This window comes from Streptomyces sp. NPDC048288 (assembly GCF_043201555.1).
Taxonomy (GTDB): domain Bacteria; phylum Actinomycetota; class Actinomycetes; order Streptomycetales; family Streptomycetaceae; genus Streptomyces.
The window spans coordinates 22,736-39,109 of the sequence record NZ_JBICZD010000009.1 but is presented as its reverse complement, the minus strand read 5'-3'; the positions used below and the strand labels follow the sequence as shown (position 1 = coordinate 39,109).

The following is a 16,374-nucleotide window of genomic DNA, read 5'->3' as shown; positions in this document are numbered from 1 at the left end:
GACTTGGGGTTGCACAGCAGATGACTGCGATTTCTCTCGGCATGCCGTCCGTTCCGACCAAGCTCGCCGAGCGCCGGAAGAGCCGGCAGATCCAGGTCGGCTCCGTGGCGGTCGGCGGAGACGCCCCGGTCTCGGTCCAGTCGATGACCACGACCCGTACGTCCGACATCGGCGCCACCCTCCAGCAGATCGCCGAGCTGACGGCCTCCGGCTGCCAGATCGTCCGGGTGGCCTGCCCGACCCAGGACGACGCGGACGCCCTCGCGACCATCGCCCGCAAGTCCCAGCTCCCGGTGATCGCGGACATCCACTTCCAGCCGAAGTACGTCTTCGCCGCGATCGAGGCCGGCTGCGCCGCCGTCCGCGTCAACCCCGGCAACATCAAGCAGTTCGACGACAAGGTCAAGGAGATCGCGGCGGCCGCCAAGGACCACGGCACCCCGATCCGCATCGGCGTGAACGCCGGTTCCCTGGACCGCCGACTGCTCCAGAAGTACGGCAAGGCGACCCCCGAGGCCCTGGTCGAGTCCGCCCTGTGGGAGGCGTCCCTCTTCGAGGAGCACGACTTCCGGGACATCAAGATCTCGGTCAAGCACAACGACCCGGTCGTCATGATCGAGGCCTACCGCCAGCTGGCCGCCCAGTGCGACTACCCCCTCCACCTCGGCGTCACCGAGGCGGGCCCGGCCTTCCAGGGCACGATCAAGTCCGCCGTCGCCTTCGGCGCCCTCCTCTCCCAGGGCATCGGCGACACGATCCGGGTGTCGTTGAGCGCTCCTCCGGTCGAGGAGGTCAAGGTCGGCAACCAGATCCTGGAGTCCCTCAACCTCAAGCAGCGCGGCCTGGAGATCGTCTCCTGCCCGTCCTGCGGCCGTGCCCAGGTCGACGTCTACAAGCTCGCCGAAGAGGTCACCGCCGGCCTCACCGGCATGGAGGTCCCCCTCCGCGTCGCCGTCATGGGCTGCGTCGTCAACGGCCCGGGCGAGGCCCGCGAGGCCGACCTCGGCGTCGCCTCCGGCAACGGCAAGGGCCAGATCTTCGTCAAGGGCGAGGTCATCAAGACGGTCCCCGAGTCGAAGATCGTCGAGACCCTCATCGAGGAGGCCATGAAGCTGGCCGAGCAGATGGAGGCGGAGGGTACGGAGTCGGGCGAGCCGTCGGTGTCGGTGGCGGGCTGAGACCGTCCTCGGGCGGGATTTTCTCGCCCCCGCCGCCCCTACCCGTCCCGTCCTGAAGGGGCGCCGCCCCTTCGACCCCGCCAGGGGCTCCGCCCCTGGACCCCGCCCCTGGACCCCGCCCCTGGACCCCGCCCCTCAAACGCCGGAGGGGCTGAATAAGCAGACGGACGAGGCCGGTGCGGGGGGCTGGGGGCGGCAGCCCCCAGGGGCGGAACCGCGGCCGGCGGCCACTTCACGGACACGGGGCGGCACTGCCAAGCTTCCGCAGGTACAGTGCGGAGATCAGCAGAACCCCTCAGCGTGAGGCCCCGCACGTGTTGACGCAGACCACCTCACGGGTGCTCGAACCGAGTGACCTGGACGCCGCGCTCGCCGTACTCGACCGCGAGCCGGTCACGAACGCCTTCGTGACCTCGCGCGTGCAGGTGGCCGGCCTCGACCCCTGGCGCCTCGGCGGCGAGATGTGGGGCTGGTACGAGGACGGCATGCTCACGTCCCTCTGCTACGCCGGCGCCAACCTCGTCCCGATCTGCGCCACCCCGCGCGCCGTCCGCGCCTTCGCCGACCGCGCCCGCCGGGCCGGCCGCCGCTGCTCCTCCATCGTCGGCCCCTCCGAGGCCACCGCCCAGCTCTGGCGCCTCCTGGAACCGCACTGGGGCCCGGCCCGCGAGGTCCGCGGCCACCAGCCCCTGATGGTCACCGACCGCATGCCCGCCGACATCGCCCCGGATCCGTACGTCCGCCGCATCCGCAAGGACGAGATGGAGGCGATCATGCCGGCGTGCGTGGCGATGTTCACCGAAGAGGTGGGCGTCTCCCCGATGGCCGGCGACGGCGGCCTCCTCTACCAGGCGCGGGTCGCCGAACTGGTCGGCTCCGGCCGCTCGTTCGCCCGGCTCGACGAGGACGGCAAGGTCGTCTTCAAGGCGGAGATCGGCGCGGCGACGGCCGAGGCCTGCCAGATCCAGGGCGTCTGGGTGGCCCCCGAGTACCGGGGCCGGGGCCTGGCGGCCCCCGGCATGGCGGCGGTCCTGCGCTACGCCCTCGCCGACGTGGCCCCGGTGGTCAGCCTCTACGTCAACGACTTCAACACGGCCGCGAGAAGGACGTATCTGCGCGTCGGCTTCCAGGAGGTCGGCGCGTTCATGAGCGTGCTGTTCTAGACCGACGTCCAGGCCCCGCGCCCCGCCGGGGGCGCGGGGCGGTATTCGACATGCGGCTACCGCCGCGTGAGCGCGACCAGCCACAACCCACGCGCGCCCGGACGACACCGCTCCACCCCCTGTACGCTCCCCGCATGGACCTCGTGATCGGCCCCCTGGACCTTCCCTCCCGCGTCGACGAGGCCCTCGCAGTCCAGGCGATCGCCTTCGGCCTCGGCCCCGACGAGGTGGCCGTCCGCCGCCAGATCGTCCTCCGCCACATGCAGTACCCCGGGGCCAGAGCCCTCGGCGCCACCGCGGAAGGGCTGCTCGTCGGCTTCGTCTACGGCATGCCGAACAGCCGCACGCACTGGTGGTCCACCGTCGTGGAGCCCTACCTCCGCGCCCAGGGCAACGCCCACTGGCTCGACGACTCCTTCGTCATCACCGAGCTGCACGTCCACCCCCGCCACCAGAACCGCGGCGTCGGCCGCCGGCTGATCACCCAGATCACCGACGGCGCCGCCGAGCCCCGCTCGATCCTCTCCGCGATCGACACCGACAGCCCGGCCCGCGGCCTCTACCACTCCCTCGGCTACACCGACCTGGCCCGTCAGGTCCACTTCCCGAGCGCCCCGAAGCCGTACGCCGTGATGGGCGCCCCGCTTCCGCTGCGCCGCCGCTGAGCCGATCGCCGTTAACGGATTTCCACCGGCACAGCAAGCCCGGCTAACCTCCTAGCCATCAACGTTTCCCGGCAGGAGTACAAGAACCATGGCGAACGCACCGGTCCAACGCATGTCCCAGTTGATGGCGAAGACGCTGCGTGACGACCCGGCGGACGCCGAGGTCCTCAGCCACAAGCTCCTCGTCCGCGCCGGCTACGTCCGCCGCACGGCCGCCGGCATCTGGTCCTGGCTGCCGCTCGGCCTGAAGGTGCTCTCCAACATCGAGCGCGTCGTCCGCGAGGAGATGGACGCGATCGGCGCCCAGGAGGTGCTGCTCCCGGCCCTGCTGCCCCGCGAGCCCTACGAGGCGACCGGCCGCTGGGACGAGTACGGCGCCGAACTGTTCCGCCTCCAGGACCGCAAGGGCGGCGACTACCTCCTCGGCCCCACCCACGAGGAGATCTTCACCCTCCTGGTGAAGGACCAGGCGTCCTCGTACAAGGACCTGCCGGTCATCCTCTACCAGATCCAGAGCAAGTACCGGGACGAGGCCCGCCCGCGCGCCGGCATCCTGCGCGGCCGTGAGTTCCTGATGAAGGACTCCTACTCCTTCGACCTGGACGACGACGGCCTCGCCCGGTCCTACGCCCTGCACCGCCAGGCCTACCAGCGCATCTTCGAGCGCCTCGGCCTCGACTACCGCATCGTCGCGGCCACCGCCGGCGCCATGGGCGGCTCGAAGTCGGAGGAGTTCCTGGCCCCCGCCGAGGCCGGTGAGGACACCTTCGCCGACTGCCCGAACTGCGACTTCGCGGCGAACACCGAGGCGATCGCGTACACGCTGAAGCCGGTCGACGCCACCGACGTGCCCGCGCTGGAGGAGATCCCCACCCCGGACACCCCGACCATCGAGACCCTCGCCGCCCACCTCGGCGTCCAGGCCTCCGAGACCCTGAAGAACCTCCTGGTGAAGGTCGACGGGGAGATCGTGGCCGTCGGCGTCCCGGGCGACCGCGAGGTCGACATGGGCAAGGTCGAGGAGCACTTCGCCCCGGCCACCGTCGAGCTGGTCACCGAGACCGACTTCGCCGGCCGCCCCGACCTGGTCCGCGGCTACGTCGGCCCGCAGGGCCTCGGCGAGAAGGTGAAGTACCTCGCCGACCCGCGCGTGGCCCCCGGCACCTCCTGGATCACCGGCGCCAACAAGGCGGGCACGCACGCCAAGAACGTGGTGGCGGACCGGGACTTCACCGTCGACGAGTACGTCGATGTCGTCGTCGTCCTGGAAGGCGACCCCTGCCCGAAGTGCGGCACCGGCCTCAAGCTGGACCGCGCCATCGAGATCGGTCACATCTTCCAGCTCGGCCGCAAGTACGCCGACGCGCTCAAGCTCGACGTCCTCGGCCAGAACGGCAAGCCGGTCCGCGTCACCATGGGCTCCTACGGCATCGGCGTCTCCCGCGCCGTCGCCGCCCTCGCCGAGCAGACCGCCGACGAGCACGGCCTGGTCTGGTCCCGCGAGGTCGCCCCGGCCGACGTGCACGTGGTCGCCGCGGGCAAGGCCCTGCAGACCGAACTCGCCCTGGACGTCTCCGAGAAGCTGCGCGCGGCCGGCCTGCGCGTCCTGGTCGACGACCGCGCCGGGGTCTCCCCGGGCGTGAAGTTCACCGACGCCGAACTCATCGGCGTCCCGCAGATCCTGGTCGCTGGCCGCCGCTCCGCCGAGGGCGTCCTGGAGCTCAAGGACCGCAAGACGGGCGAGCGCGAGGAGCTGACGGTCGACGAGGCGATCGCCCGCCTGACCGCCCACTGAACCCAACTCCCTTAGTGAGGGCCGCCGGTGACCACCGGCGGCCCTCGCGTCTTTTCAGGAACCTCTCAGACGGTTCTTCCGATCCGTATGGGCACCTCACAGACTTCTCTCAGGCCGATACCCGAACGTAATGCGTGACAGACAGTCACGCAGGAGGGGATCGGTCATGACCGAGAGAGAGCAGCGGGGGGCGGCCGCGGCCGTCCGCAGGGGAACCAGGCGTACGGCGGCCCTGGCGGCGGCGATCACACTCGCCGCGTCGGCCGGGGTGTTCGCCCTGGTCGGCACGATGCAGTCGGACGCCGAGACGACGGCGAGCAGCGGCAGCGCCACGACGACGAGCAGCAGCACCGCCGACAGCAACTCCGGCTCCAGCAAGGACAGTTCCTCGACCTCATCTTCTTCGTCGTCGTCCTCGTCGTCCTCGTCGTCTTCTTCTTCGTCTTCGTCTACTTCCTCGTCGTCCTCGGACCTCCAGTCCTCCTCCGACGGTCTCACCTCCGGCAGTGGCTCCACCGACTCCACCTCGGGGGCGTCATGACCGCCCGCGCTCTCCGGACGACGGCCGCCGCCGAGTGGCGTGCCCTCGGCACCACCGTCCGCCTGGTCGTCACCGACCCGGCCCTGCTGGACTCCTGCAACCTGCTGCTCGCCCGGCAGCTCGCCGAGGTGGACGCGGCCTGCAGCCGGTTCCGCGGCGACTCCGAACTGGCCGCTCTCGACACCACCCACGGCCGCCCGGTGCGGGTCAGCCCGCTGCTCGCCGAGGCCCTCGCGGTCGCCCTGCGGGCGGCCGAGGCCACGGACGGCGCGGTGGACCCGACCGTCGGCTCGGCGATGGAGGCGATCGGCTACGACCGCGACTTCACCCTCGTCCGCGAGGACGACCGCCCGGTCTCCCTGCGCGTGCGCCGCGCCCCGGGCTGGCGCCGGGTCACCCTGGACGAGGAGACGGGCACGGTCACCGTCCCCGAGGGCGTCCGCCTCGACCTGGGCGCCACCGCCAAGGCCTGGGCCGCCGACCGGGCGGCGCGGACGCTGGCGCGGACCGCCGGCTGCGGGGTGCTGGTGAGCCTCGGCGGCGACACGGCCGTCGCGGGCGAACCCCCGGCGGGCGGCTGGCAGATCCGCGTCCAGGACATCACCGGACCGGTCGACGAACAGCCCGCGCAGGGGTCGTACGACACCGTCGGCCTGCGCTCGGGGGGCCTCGCCACCTCCGGTACCACCGCCCGCCGCTGGCAGCGCGGCGGCCACGACCTGCACCACATCGTCGACCCGCGCACCGGCCTGCCGGTCCGCTCCCCGTGGCGTACGGTCTCGGTGGCCGCCGCGAGCTGCGCCGACGCCAACGCGGCGACCACGGCCGCCCTGGTCAAGGGTGCGGGCGCGGAACGCTGGCTGACCCGCCTGGGCCTGCCCGCCCGGCTGGTCACCCACCGGGGCACCGTCCTCACCACACCGGGCTGGCCCGTCTCCGCCCCGGCGCTGGAGGCGGCGGCATGACCTCCGAGACCCTCTGGTACGCCAACCGGGCCACCGGCGCCGTCTGCCTGGTCCTCTTCACCGTGGTCGTACTGCTCGGCATCGCCGTCCGGCTCCGCGGCCGCCTCCCCGGCCTGCCGCGCTTCGGCACCATGAGCCTGCACCGCACGCTCTCCCTCTCCGCCACCGCCTTCCTGGCCCTGCACATCACCACGGCGGTCGTCGACGGCTACGTCAGCATCAGCCCCCTCGACGCCCTCGTCCCCTTCGTCTCCGACTACCAGCCGCTCTGGCTCGGCCTCGGCACGGTCGCCTTCGACCTGATGCTCGCGGTCCTGGTCACCAGCCTGCTCCGGGACCGCCTGGGCCACCGCGCCTGGCGGGCCGTGCACTGGCTGGCGTACGCCTCCTGGCCGGTCGCCCTCGTCCACGGCATCGGCATCGGCACGGACGCCGGCACCGACTGGATGACCTGGCTGACCGTGGCCTGCGTGGCGACGGTGATCACCGCCTTCGCGCTGCGCACCGCGCACGCCGTCCGGGCCGCCCGCCGGACCCCCGCCGCCCTCCTGCACACCGAAGGGGCCCACTGATGACCACGCTCTTCACGGATGTCTACATGTCCCCACGGCTGCTCGCCCCCGGCGGCACCCCGGCCGACCTCGCCACCCACGAGCAGCGCTACGGCCCGCTCGCGCACGGCGACCCGGCCGCCCTGCTGCGCACCCTCGCCGAATCCGGCCTCACCGGACGCGGCGGGGCGGGCTTCCCGGCGTACCGGAAGTTCGTCGCGGTCGCCGACGCGGCCCGCCGCACCGAGCGCGCGCCGGTCGTCGTCGCGAACGGCGCGGAGAGCGAGCCGGCCAGCCACAAGGACAAGACCCTGCTCCGGCTCTCACCCCACCTGGTGCTGGACGGACTCCAGCTGGCCGCCGAGGCGACCGGCGCGGCGGAGGCGTACCTCGCCGTCGAGGACGGCGCCTCCTACCTGGAGTCGGCCCTCGCCCAGCGCCGCGACCCGGTCCGCGTCCAGGTCGTACGGCTGCCCGCCCGTTTCCTCTCCGGCCAGGCCTCGGCCCTGGTCCAGTACCTGTCCGGCGGCGCGGCCCGCCCCGCCCACCCGACCCCACCGGTCCGCGAACGCGGGGTGCGCCGCGCCCCCACCCTCGTCCAGAACGTCGAGACCCTGGCCCACCTGGCCCTGATCGCCCGCTACGGCGCGGAGTGGTTCCGCACGGCGGGCACCCCCGGCGAACCCGGCAGCGTCCTGTGCACCCTGCACGTCCCCGGCCGTGAAGTCCGCGTCGTCGAGGCCCCGTTCGGCATGCCGGTGGGCCGCCTGCTCCCGCTGGAGGGTGCCTCCGCGGCCCTGATCGGCGGCTACCACGGCACCTGGATCCCGGCCGCGGAGGCGGCACAGGTCCCGCTCTCCGCCGCCCACCTGGGCGCCGGCGTCCTGGCCGCGCTCCCCACCGACCGCTGCGGCCTGGCCGAAACCGCCCGCGTCCTGCGCTACCTGGCCCTGCAGTCGGCGGGCCAGTGCGGCCCCTGCCTCAACGGCCTCCCGCGCATGGCCGCGGCCTTCCAGACCCTCGCGACCCCCGGTCCCCAGGGCACCGCCCGCACCGACATCTCCCGCTGGGCGGGCCTGGTGGCGGGCCGAGGCGCCTGCCACCACCCCGACGGCACGATCCGCCTCGTCCGCAGCGCCCTCACCACCTTCACCACGGAACTCGACGCCCACGCCAGCGGCTTCTGCACCGCGACCGACCGCACCCCCCTGCTGCCCGTACCCACCGAAGAGATCTGACATGGACCAGCACATCGACATCGACTGGACCTCCTGCCAGGGCCACGGCCTCTGCGCCGAACTCCTCCCCGAGCACATCACCCTGGACGAATGGGGCTACCCACTGGTCGACGGCCGCCCCATCCCACCCCGAACAAGGAAGCGAGCCCGCAGAGCAGCGGCTGACTGTCCGGTCCTGGCTCTCAAACTGAGGGGAGAGTAATTACCTGGGGGCGCGAGGCTGTATTCGATATGCGGCTACCGCCGCGTGGGCGCGACCAGCCCCCACCGAACCCGCACCCAAAATCCGTCAAACCCACCCGGCGAATTCAAGCAACAGCTCCGCATCCCCCGGCCGCCCAACCCTCCGCGCCCGCACCCCCGACTCCACCGCCCGGAACAGCGTCCACCCCCGCAACCGCTCCTGATCCACCTCCAGCGACTCCGCGAGCCGCTTGATCCGCCGCCGGGTGATCGACGCCCCCGACGGCGAGGCGATCAGATCCTCCACCCGGTCCCGCACCAGCCGCGCCAGATCGAACGCGCACTCCCCGACCACCGGATCCGGCCCCACCGCCAGCCACGGCATCCGCTCCCCGGCCAGCACCTTGCTCTGCCGGAACGTGCCGTGCAGCAGCCGCCGCTCCGGCGGCGCGGCCAGCAGCTCCTCCCGGGCCGTGAGCGCCGCGTCGACCAGCGGCACCACCTCCGGGTCGGCCGTGGCCCGCAGCACCGCCGCCTGCCGCCCGGTGCGCCCGGCCACGGTCTCGAAGGGATGATCCGCCGGCGGTTCCACCCACAGCCGCCGCAGCGTCCCCGCCGCCTCCAGCAGCGCCTTCGCCTCGGGCAGCGACCGCACCGACACCTCCGGATGCAGCCGCTCCAGGAGCAGCACCCCCGCGGCCCCGTCGGCCTCCAGCAACTGCACCGCACCGAGTCCGCCCCAGTGGGCCAGCGCGGCCGCCTCGCTCTCCGGCCGGGCCCGTCCGGGCGCCAGTTTCAGCACGGCCGGGGTCCCGTCCGCCCGCCGTACCAGCAGGACGAGGCTGCTGCGCCCGCCCGGGACCTGGACCCGTTCCACGGTCAACTCGCGTAGCGCGACGGCCTGTTCCGCCGCACCCGGCAGCTTCTCCAGCCACTCGTCACCGTCCGGCGCCGTCTCACCGAGCGCCCTCACCAGGCGCCGCGGCGGTTCGAAAGCCATACGCGAGTCGTTCCCTTCCTGCTTCCAGTCCTGTCTTGAGCCGTGCTCCAGGCTCCGCCCTAGGGAGTCGCCGAAGCCGAAGCCGAAGCCGAAGCCGAAGCCTCAGCCGACGCCGACGGCGAGGCGGAACCACCGGCCTCGCCCAGCGGCGCGCCCCGCTCGGCGAGCCCAGGGAAGGCTACGCTCTCCCCGCGCCAGCGCACCGCCCGCACCGCCGCCTCCCGCAGCGACCCGGCCGCCGACCCGCGCCGCGCGCCCGTGGACGCCCGGACCAGGTCGGAGTACACGTCGGCCACCCGGTCCTCCAACTCGGCGGCGAGCCGGACAGCCGTCGCCGAGTCCGTCACGGCGAACGGCAGCGCGTACGCCGCGCTCGCGGCGACGGGCTCACCGCCCAGGTCCCGCACCGCACGGGCGAGCGCGTCCCGGCCGGCCCGGTGCGCGTCGTACGCCGAACGCGCCTCGGCCAGCCGCCCCGCGCCGATCCGGCCGCCGACGACGCCGTACCCGTACACCGCCGCGTGCTCCGCCGACAGCGCGGCCTGCACCGCCGTCAGCTCGCCGGTCTTGGCCTGGTCGCTCACTGGTCCCCCTTCGTCAGCAGGTACGCGTGCCCGGCACCGGCCGCCGCCACCCCGGCCAGCAGCCGCGCCAGCTCGCCCGGCACCTCCAGCAGCGCCTTGGCCCGCTGGTCGGCGAGGCTCCGCTCGGCGGTGGCCAGCGAGGCGAGCGCGGACTTCTCGTCGGCGGGCACCTCCGGCGCGGAGGCCGACGGCGAACCCGTCGCCGTGGTCCCCGCGCTCGCCGTACTCCCACCGGCTGCCTTTTCCTTCGCCGCGCCCTCCCGGAACGCGGCCGCGTGCGCCGCGACCTCCGCCCGCAGCGGTCGCAGCCGCTCCGCGAGCGTCGGATGGGCGGCGAGGACGGCGTCGTAGCTCCGGAGCAGCCCCTCGCTGTCCCGGGCCGCACGCGCGCGTGCCCGCGCGGAGAGCGACGGGCTGCCGGCGCCGCTCGCGGAGCCGGAGTCGGTGGAGCAGCCCGCCAGCACGGCGGCCGAGGCCGCCGAAACGATCAGGCTCCTTCTGCGTACTCCCCAGGGGGTACGCGAGGGCGGGGGGAACGACACGGCAGACGTCCTCGGGGGGCTCGTACGAACACACGGGCGGGAGGGCGGCCCGCCGTGATCACGTTACCCGCGCATCCCGTCGACCCGCGTCACCGGCTCGACGCACCGCGGACGCCCGGGCTCCGGGGCGCTCCGGCCCCGCCGCCGGCGGCACATGTGGACGGCAACACACCCTGCGACCCGATACCCTTTGACCAGACGCGCGACCCATCCCACAACAGCACACGCGGCCGAGGAGTCACCCGGATGAGCACCACCCAGAGCGAGAGGCTGCGAGAGCTCCTGGAACCGCTCGTCGTCTCCCAGGGACTGGATCTCGAAGAGATCGCCGTGGACTCCGTCGGACGCAAGCGGGTGCTGCGTGTGGTCGTCGACTCCGACACCGGGGCGGATCTGGACCAGATCGCCGATGTGAGCCGTGAGCTCTCGGCGAAGCTCGACGAGACGGACGCGATGGGCCAGGGGGAGTACACCCTCGAGGTCGGCACCCCCGGCGCGGAGCGCCTCCTGAGCGAGCACCGGCACTATGCGCGTGCCGTGGACCGCCTGGTGAGGTTCCAGCTGGCCGAGGGCGGCGAGCTGGTCGCCAGGATTCTGGACGTCGACGACGAGGGCCTCGATCTGGAGGTGCCCGGAGTCAAGGGCCGCAAGGCCACCGCCCGCAGACTCGGCTTCGCCGAGATCGACCGGGCGCGGGTGCAGGTCGAGTTCAACCGCAAGGACAAGAAGGACATGAAGGAAGAGGAGGAGGCGTAGCCGTGGACATCGACATGAGCGCCCTGCGGGGCTTGGTGCGGGAGAAGGAGATCTCCTTCGACCTGCTGGTCGAGGCGATCGAGTCGGCCCTCCTCATCGCCTACCACCGCACCGAGGGAAGCCGCCGCCACGCGCGCGTGGTGCTCGACCGGAACACCGGGCACGTGACCGTGTGGGCGAAGGAGGATCCCGAGGACCTGGAGGAGGGGCAGGAGGCGCGCGAGTTCGACGACACCCCGTCGGGCTTCGGGCGGATCGCCGCCACCACCGCCAAGCAGGTGATCCTGCAGCGACTGCGCGACGCCGAGGACGACGCCACGCTCGGCGAGTACGCCGGCCGCGAGGGCGACATCGTCACCGGTGTGGTCCAGCAGGGCCGCGACCCGAAGAACGTGCTCGTGGACATCGGCAAGCTGGAGGCCATCCTGCCGGTGCAGGAGCAGGTGCCCGGCGAGACGTACCAGCACGGTCTGCGGCTGCGGTCGTACGTCGTCCGGGTGGCGAAGGGCGTCCGCGGTCCCTCCGTCACGCTCTCCCGTACGCACCCGAACCTGGTGAAGAAGCTCTTCGCGCTGGAGGTGCCGGAGATCGCCGACGGGTCCGTCGAGATCGCCGCCATCGCCCGCGAGGCCGGTCACCGGACGAAGATCGCGGTCCGCTCCACCCGTTCGGGCCTGAACGCCAAGGGCGCCTGTATCGGCCCGATGGGCGGCCGGGTCCGCAACGTGATGGGCGAGCTGAACGGCGAGAAGATCGACATCGTCGACTGGTCGGACGACCCGGCCGAGATGGTGGCGAACGCGCTGTCCCCGGCCCGGGTCTCCAAGGTCGAGGTCGTGGACCTGGCGTCCCGGTCGGCCCGGGTGACCGTGCCGGACTACCAGCTGTCGCTGGCGATCGGCAAAGAGGGACAGAACGCCCGGCTCGCCGCCCGGCTCACCGGCTGGCGGATCGACATCCGCCCGGATACCGAACAGGTGTCCGAGTAGATCATCGGGCGGGTGACGCCCACCCCGGTCCGGGGTTCACCCGGACGGGGGGAATAGTTCCCAGCCGCAGGTGGCTGGGATTACGACAACGGCCGTTCGATCTTTGCCCCGAAGGGGTGAGGTCGGTACGGGGAGGTAGACTTAGCGGTGTCTGGCCGGACGCGTGCCCGCGCATGCCCTGAGCGCACCTGTGTGGGGTGCAGGCAGCGAGCGGCCAAGACCGAACTGCTGCGGATCGTGGTGGTCGAGGACGAATGCGTCCCCGATCCTCGCGGTACGCTGCCCGGCCGGGGTGCATATGTACACCCCGCCCAGGTCTGTCTGGACCAGGCGGTACGCCGCCGGGCACTCCCGAGGGCGCTCCGCGTCCCGGGCCCGCTCGACGTAAAGGCGTTGCGCCGGTACGTCGAGCAGTAACACCGTAAGAAGCGTCGTCCGGAACGTCCGTGCGGCTCTGGTACCCCGCGAGTTGGAAGTAGGTCGAGATTGCGATGAGCACTCGATGAGCACGCGATGAGTACGCCCATGAAGTAGCGACGGTCCGGACACACCCGGACCTAAAAGGAGCGAAGTGGCTAAGGTCCGGGTATACGAACTCGCCAAGGAGTTCGGGGTTGAGAGCAAGGTCGTCATGGCCAAGCTCCAGGAACTCGGTGAATTCGTCCGTTCGGCGTCCTCGACGATCGAGGCGCCCGTTGTACGCAAGCTGACCGACGCCCTCCAGGGCGGCGGCAGCGGCAAGCCTGCCCCGCGCAAGGCTGCCCCCAAGCCCGGCGCGCCCTCTCCGGCGCAGTCGGCCCGTCCGGGTGCCCCGAAGCCGGGTGCACCGCGTCCGGCCGCCCCGCAGCCCCCGGCCGCGCCCGCGGCTCCGGCTCCGGCGGCTCCGGCTCCGGTCACCCCCGCGCCGGTCACCCCCGCGCCGGCCGCCTCCGGCCCGCGCCCGGGTCCCAAGCCCGCCCCGCGCCCGGCTCCGGCCGCGCCCGAGTTCACCGCTCCGCCGGCCCCTCCGGCCGCCGCGGCACCGAGCCCGGCCGCCGCACAGGGCCAGCGTCCCGGTTCCGGTCCGCGTCAGGGCCAGGGTCAGGGTCAGGGCCAGGGTGCTCCGCGTCCCGGCGGTCGTCCCGCCCCCGGTCAGGGCCAGGCCCGTCCGGGTCAGGGTGCGCCGCGCCCCGGTGGCCAGGGCCAGCGTCCGGGCGGTGCCCGTCCGGCCGGTCCGCGTCCCGGTAACAACCCCTTCACGTCCGGTGGCTCCACCGGCATGGCCCGTCCGCAGGCCCCGCGCCCGCAGGGCGGTCCGCGCCCGGGTGGCCCCGGTGCCCCCGGTGGCGGTCCCCGTCCGCAGGCGCCCGGCGCCCAGGGCGGCGGTCCGCGTCCGCAGGCTCCCGGCGGCTCCCGTCCGAGCCCGTCCGGCATGCCCCGTCCGCAGGGCGGTCCGCGTCCCGGCGGCGGCTCCGCGGGTCCGCGTCCGAACCCCGGCATGATGCCGCAGCGTCCCGCTGCCGGCCCGCGTCCCGGCCCCGGTGGCGGCGGTCGCGGTCCCGGCGGTGCGGGTCGTCCCGGCGGTGGCGGCGGTGCCCGTCCCGGTGGTGGCGGCGGCTTCGCCGGCCGTCCCGGCGGCGGTGGCGGCGGTGCCCGTCCCGGTGGTGGCGGCGGCTTCGCCGGCCGTCCCGGCGGCGGTGGCCCCGGTGGCGGTGGCGGCGGCTTCGGCGGCGGTCCCGGTGGCGGTGGCGGCGGCGGTCGTCCCGGCTTTGGCGGTCGTCCCGGCGGTCCCGGCGGCCGTGGTGGCACGCAGGGCGCCTTCGGCCGTCCCGGCGGTCCGGCGCGTCGCGGTCGCAAGTCGAAGCGGCAGCGTCGCCAGGAGTACGAGGCCATGCAGGCCCCGAGCGTCGGCGGCGTGATGCTGCCGCGCGGCAACGGCGAGACCATCCGTCTCTCCCGCGGCGCGTCGCTCACCGACTTCGCGGAGAAGATCAACGCCAACCCGGCGTCGCTCGTCGCGGTCATGATGAACCTCGGCGAGATGGTCACGGCCACGCAGTCCGTCTCCGACGAGACGCTGCAGCTCCTCGCGGGCGAGATGAACTACGAGGTTCAGATCGTCAGCCCCGAGGAGGAGGACCGCGAGCTGCTCGAGTCCTTCGACATCGAGTTCGGCGAGGACGAGGGCGACGAGGACGACCTGGTGGTCCGTCCGCCGGTCGTCACCGTCATGGGTCACGTCGACCACGGTAAGACCCGACTGCTCGACGCCATCCGCAAGACGAACGTCATCGCGGGCGAGGCCGGCGGCATCACCCAGCACATCGGTGCCTACCAGGTCTCGACCCAGGTCAACGACGAGGACCGCGCGATCACCTTCATCGACACCCCGGGTCACGAGGCGTTCACCGCCATGCGTGCCCGTGGTGCCCGGTCGACGGACATCGCGATCCTGGTCGTCGCGGCCAACGACGGCGTCATGCCGCAGACGGTCGAGGCGCTCAACCACGCCAAGGCGGCCGACGTCCCGATCGTCGTCGCGGTCAACAAGATCGACGTCGAGGGCGCCGACCCGACCAAGGTGCGCGGTCAGCTGACCGAGTACGGCCTGGTGGCCGAGGAGTACGGCGGCGACACCATGTTCGTCGACATCTCCGCCAAGCAGGGTCTGCACATCGACTCGCTGCTGGAGGCCGTGGTCCTCACCGCGGACGCCTCGCTCGACCTGCGGGCCAACCCGCACCAGGACGCGCAGGGCATCTCCATCGAGTCCCGTCTCGACCGCGGCCGCGGTGCCGTGGCGACGGTCCTCGTCCAGCGAGGCACCCTGCGGGTCGGCGACACGATGGTCGTGGGCGACGCCTACGGTCGCGTCCGCGCCATGCTCGACGACAACGGCAACAACGTCGCCGAGGCCGGCCCCTCCACGCCGGTGCAGGTCCTGGGTCTCACCAACGTCCCGGGCGCCGGCGACAACTTCCTCGTGGTCGAGGAGGACCGTACGGCCCGCCAGATCGCGGAGAAGCGTGCGGCGCGCGAGCGCAACGCGGCCTTCGCGAAGCGCACGCGTCGCGTGTCCCTGGAGGACCTGGACAAGGTGCTCAAGGCCGGCGAGATCCAGCAGCTCAACCTCATCATCAAGGGTGACGCTTCCGGTTCCGTCGAGGCCCTCGAGTCCTCCCTGCTCCAGCTGGACGTCGGCGAAGAGGTCGACATCCGCGTCCTGCACCGCGGCGTCGGTGCGGTCACGGAGTCCGACATCGACCTGGCGATGGGCTCCGACGCCATCGTGATCGGCTTCAACGTCCGCGCGGCCGGCCGCGCGGCGCAGATGGCCGAGCGCGAGGGTGTGGACGTCCGGTACTACTCGGTCATCTACCAGGCGATCGAGGAGATCGAGGCGGCCCTGAAGGGCATGCTGAAGCCGGAGTACGAGGAGGTCGAGCTCGGTACGGCGGAGATCCGCGAGGTCTTCAAGTCGTCCAAGCTGGGCAACATCGCCGGTGTCCTCATCCGCTCGGGCGAGGTCAAGCGCAACACGAAGGCCCGCCTCGTCCGCGACGGCAAGGTCATCGCGGAGAACCTCAACATCGAGGGCCTGCGCCGCTTCAAGGACGACGTCACCGAGATCCGCGAAGGCTACGAGGGCGGTATCAACCTCGGAAACTTCAACGACATCAAGATCGACGACGTCATCGCGACGTACGAGATGCGCGAGAAGCCGCGGGTGTAACACCCACGGTTGGTGCCGGCCGACGGGAGTCCGCTTCCGTCGGCCGGCACTTTTCCCTGGGTCCGGGGCGCCGCCCCGGGACCTGCGCCGCAGCCCAGGGTGCGGTAAAACCCCGTCGAGCCACGGGCCCGGACGGGGTACCGTCGTCGCAGGGCCATCGATCCCGAGCCGGCGGGTTAACCGGTTACACACATGTACGTGGGGACCCTGTCCTTCGACCTCCTCCTCGGCGACATCCACTCGCTGAAGGAGAAGCGCTCCGTCGTCCGCCCGATCGTCGCCGAACTCCAGCGGAAGTACGCCGTGAGTGCCGCCGAGGTGGACCATCTGGACCTTCACCGCAGGGCCGGTATCGGCCTCGCCATGGTCTCCGGAGACGCCGCGCACCTGACCGACGTACTCGACCGGTGCGAACGGCTGGTCGCCGGCCGCCCCGAGGTGGAACTGCTGTCCGTGCGACGGCGTTTCCACGGCGACGACGACTAGACCTGAGACTTGAGAACGACAAGAAG

General features: G+C 72.6%; 17 protein-coding genes. 13 read left to right on the top strand and 4 right to left on the bottom strand.

The features are described 5' to 3' along the window. The first annotated feature begins 20 nt into the window (after positions 1-20). The 4 genes from ispG to ACGFZS_RS30305 all read left to right on the top strand — a co-directional run bounded on the left by ispG (position 21) and on the right by ACGFZS_RS30305 (position 4,801). Positions 21-1,178: a flavodoxin-dependent (E)-4-hydroxy-3-methylbut-2-enyl-diphosphate synthase gene (ispG, locus tag ACGFZS_RS30320; RefSeq protein ID WP_351747546.1), complete on the top strand. Its 1,158-nt coding sequence runs from the start codon at positions 21-23 to the stop codon at positions 1,176-1,178. Between the two features lie 314 nt (positions 1,179-1,492). After that, positions 1,493-2,341, top strand: coding sequence for a GNAT family N-acetyltransferase (locus ACGFZS_RS30315; RefSeq protein WP_393797755.1), 849 nt, complete (start codon positions 1,493-1,495; stop codon positions 2,339-2,341). A gap of 134 nt (positions 2,342-2,475) precedes the next feature. Beyond that, positions 2,476-3,006: a GNAT family N-acetyltransferase gene (locus ACGFZS_RS30310; RefSeq protein ID WP_359216120.1), complete on the top strand. Its 531-nt coding sequence runs from the start codon at positions 2,476-2,478 to the stop codon at positions 3,004-3,006. Positions 3,007-3,094: 88 nt separating this feature from the next. Further along, positions 3,095-4,801, top strand: coding sequence for a proline--tRNA ligase (locus ACGFZS_RS30305; protein ID WP_393797754.1), 1,707 nt, complete (start codon positions 3,095-3,097; stop codon positions 4,799-4,801). 96 nt (positions 4,802-4,897) lie between these two features. Here ACGFZS_RS30305 and ACGFZS_RS30300 read toward each other — a convergent pair whose 3' ends face one another. After that, the gene (locus tag ACGFZS_RS30300; protein WP_393797753.1) at positions 4,898-5,317 is read right to left on the bottom strand and encodes a hypothetical protein; all 420 of its coding nucleotides are present in this window, start codon (positions 5,315-5,317) and stop codon (positions 4,898-4,900) included. A 21-nt stretch (positions 5,318-5,338) separates the two neighbouring features. Between ACGFZS_RS30300 and ACGFZS_RS30295 the strand changes: the two genes are divergently transcribed. From ACGFZS_RS30295 to ACGFZS_RS30280, 4 genes are read left to right on the top strand one after another with little or no spacing between them, the layout of a single operon-like run. Next, a complete protein-coding gene (locus ACGFZS_RS30295) occupies positions 5,339-6,307 on the top strand; it encodes an FAD:protein FMN transferase (protein WP_393797752.1) in 969 nt (322 codons plus the stop codon). Continuing rightward, complete coding sequence (locus ACGFZS_RS30290; protein WP_365691335.1) at positions 6,304-6,879, top strand: ferric reductase-like transmembrane domain-containing protein; 576 nt, start codon at positions 6,304-6,306, stop codon at positions 6,877-6,879. The genes ACGFZS_RS30295 and ACGFZS_RS30290 overlap by 4 nt, the downstream gene beginning before the upstream one ends. Next, positions 6,879-8,096: an NADH-ubiquinone oxidoreductase-F iron-sulfur binding region domain-containing protein gene (locus tag ACGFZS_RS30285; protein ID WP_393797751.1), complete on the top strand. Its 1,218-nt coding sequence runs from the start codon at positions 6,879-6,881 to the stop codon at positions 8,094-8,096. The genes ACGFZS_RS30290 and ACGFZS_RS30285 overlap by 1 nt, the downstream gene beginning before the upstream one ends. A gap of 1 nt (position 8,097) precedes the next feature. Beyond that, complete coding sequence (locus ACGFZS_RS30280) at positions 8,098-8,298, top strand: ferredoxin (RefSeq protein WP_355720756.1); 201 nt, start codon at positions 8,098-8,100, stop codon at positions 8,296-8,298. 87 nt (positions 8,299-8,385) lie between these two features. Here the strand turns inward: ACGFZS_RS30280 and ACGFZS_RS30275 are convergent, their stop codons facing one another. From ACGFZS_RS30275 to ACGFZS_RS30265, 3 genes are read right to left on the bottom strand one after another with little or no spacing between them, the layout of a single operon-like run. Then, entirely contained in the window at positions 8,386-9,279 is an 894-nt protein-coding gene (locus ACGFZS_RS30275; RefSeq protein WP_393797750.1) for an aminoglycoside phosphotransferase family protein, read from the bottom strand. 59 nt (positions 9,280-9,338) lie between these two features. Next, positions 9,339-9,863 carry a ferritin-like domain-containing protein gene (locus ACGFZS_RS30270; RefSeq protein ID WP_393797749.1) on the bottom strand — a complete coding sequence of 175 codons (525 nt, stop codon included), beginning with the start codon at positions 9,861-9,863 and terminating at the stop codon, positions 9,339-9,341. Beyond that, entirely contained in the window at positions 9,860-10,405 is a 546-nt protein-coding gene (locus ACGFZS_RS30265; protein ID WP_393797748.1) for a hypothetical protein, read from the bottom strand. Before ACGFZS_RS30265 ends, ACGFZS_RS30270 begins: the two co-directional genes overlap by 4 nt. 246 nt (positions 10,406-10,651) lie before the next feature. Between ACGFZS_RS30265 and rimP the strand changes: the two genes are divergently transcribed. The 5 genes from rimP (at position 10,652) to ACGFZS_RS30240 (ending at position 16,348) form a co-directional block, all read left to right on the top strand. Beyond that, a complete protein-coding gene (rimP, locus tag ACGFZS_RS30260) occupies positions 10,652-11,161 on the top strand; it encodes a ribosome maturation factor RimP (RefSeq protein ID WP_355720745.1) in 510 nt (169 codons plus the stop codon). A 2-nt stretch (positions 11,162-11,163) separates the two neighbouring features. Then, positions 11,164-12,150, top strand: a complete 987-nt coding sequence (gene nusA, locus ACGFZS_RS30255) for a transcription termination factor NusA (RefSeq protein WP_355720742.1) — start codon at positions 11,164-11,166, stop codon at positions 12,148-12,150. A 147-nt stretch (positions 12,151-12,297) separates the two neighbouring features. Next, on the top strand, positions 12,298-12,567 hold the full coding sequence (locus ACGFZS_RS30250) for a YlxR family protein (RefSeq protein ID WP_359216149.1): 270 nt from the start codon (positions 12,298-12,300) through the stop codon (positions 12,565-12,567). 154 nt (positions 12,568-12,721) lie between these two features. Then, positions 12,722-15,862 carry a translation initiation factor IF-2 gene (gene infB, locus ACGFZS_RS30245; RefSeq protein ID WP_393797747.1) on the top strand — a complete coding sequence of 1,047 codons (3,141 nt, stop codon included), beginning with the start codon at positions 12,722-12,724 and terminating at the stop codon, positions 15,860-15,862. A 192-nt stretch (positions 15,863-16,054) separates the two neighbouring features. Beyond that, positions 16,055-16,348 carry a DUF503 domain-containing protein gene (locus tag ACGFZS_RS30240; RefSeq protein WP_046732584.1) on the top strand — a complete coding sequence of 98 codons (294 nt, stop codon included), beginning with the start codon at positions 16,055-16,057 and terminating at the stop codon, positions 16,346-16,348. Positions 16,349-16,374 lie beyond the last annotated feature (26 nt).

Bases quoted from the DNA above. Each gene is read 5' to 3' on its own strand.
- ispG (WP_351747546.1), top strand. From the start codon at position 21: ATGACTGCGATTTCTCTCGGCATGCCGTCCGTTCCGACCAAGCTCGCC.
- ACGFZS_RS30310 (WP_359216120.1), top strand. From the start codon at position 2,476: ATGGACCTCGTGATCGGCCCCCTGGACCTTCCCTCCCGCGTCGACGAG.
- ACGFZS_RS30305 (WP_393797754.1), top strand. From the start codon at position 3,095: ATGGCGAACGCACCGGTCCAACGCATGTCCCAGTTGATGGCGAAGACG.
- ACGFZS_RS30295 (WP_393797752.1), top strand. From the start codon at position 5,339: ATGACCGCCCGCGCTCTCCGGACGACGGCCGCCGCCGAGTGGCGTGCC.
- ACGFZS_RS30290 (WP_365691335.1), top strand. From the start codon at position 6,304: ATGACCTCCGAGACCCTCTGGTACGCCAACCGGGCCACCGGCGCCGTC.
- ACGFZS_RS30285 (WP_393797751.1), top strand. From the start codon at position 6,879: ATGACCACGCTCTTCACGGATGTCTACATGTCCCCACGGCTGCTCGCC.
- ACGFZS_RS30280 (WP_355720756.1), top strand. From the start codon at position 8,098: ATGGACCAGCACATCGACATCGACTGGACCTCCTGCCAGGGCCACGGC.
- ACGFZS_RS30275 (WP_393797750.1), bottom strand. From the start codon at position 9,279: ATGGCTTTCGAACCGCCGCGGCGCCTGGTGAGGGCGCTCGGTGAGACG.
- rimP (WP_355720745.1), top strand. From the start codon at position 10,652: ATGAGCACCACCCAGAGCGAGAGGCTGCGAGAGCTCCTGGAACCGCTC.
- ACGFZS_RS30240 (WP_046732584.1), top strand. From the start codon at position 16,055: ATGTACGTGGGGACCCTGTCCTTCGACCTCCTCCTCGGCGACATCCAC.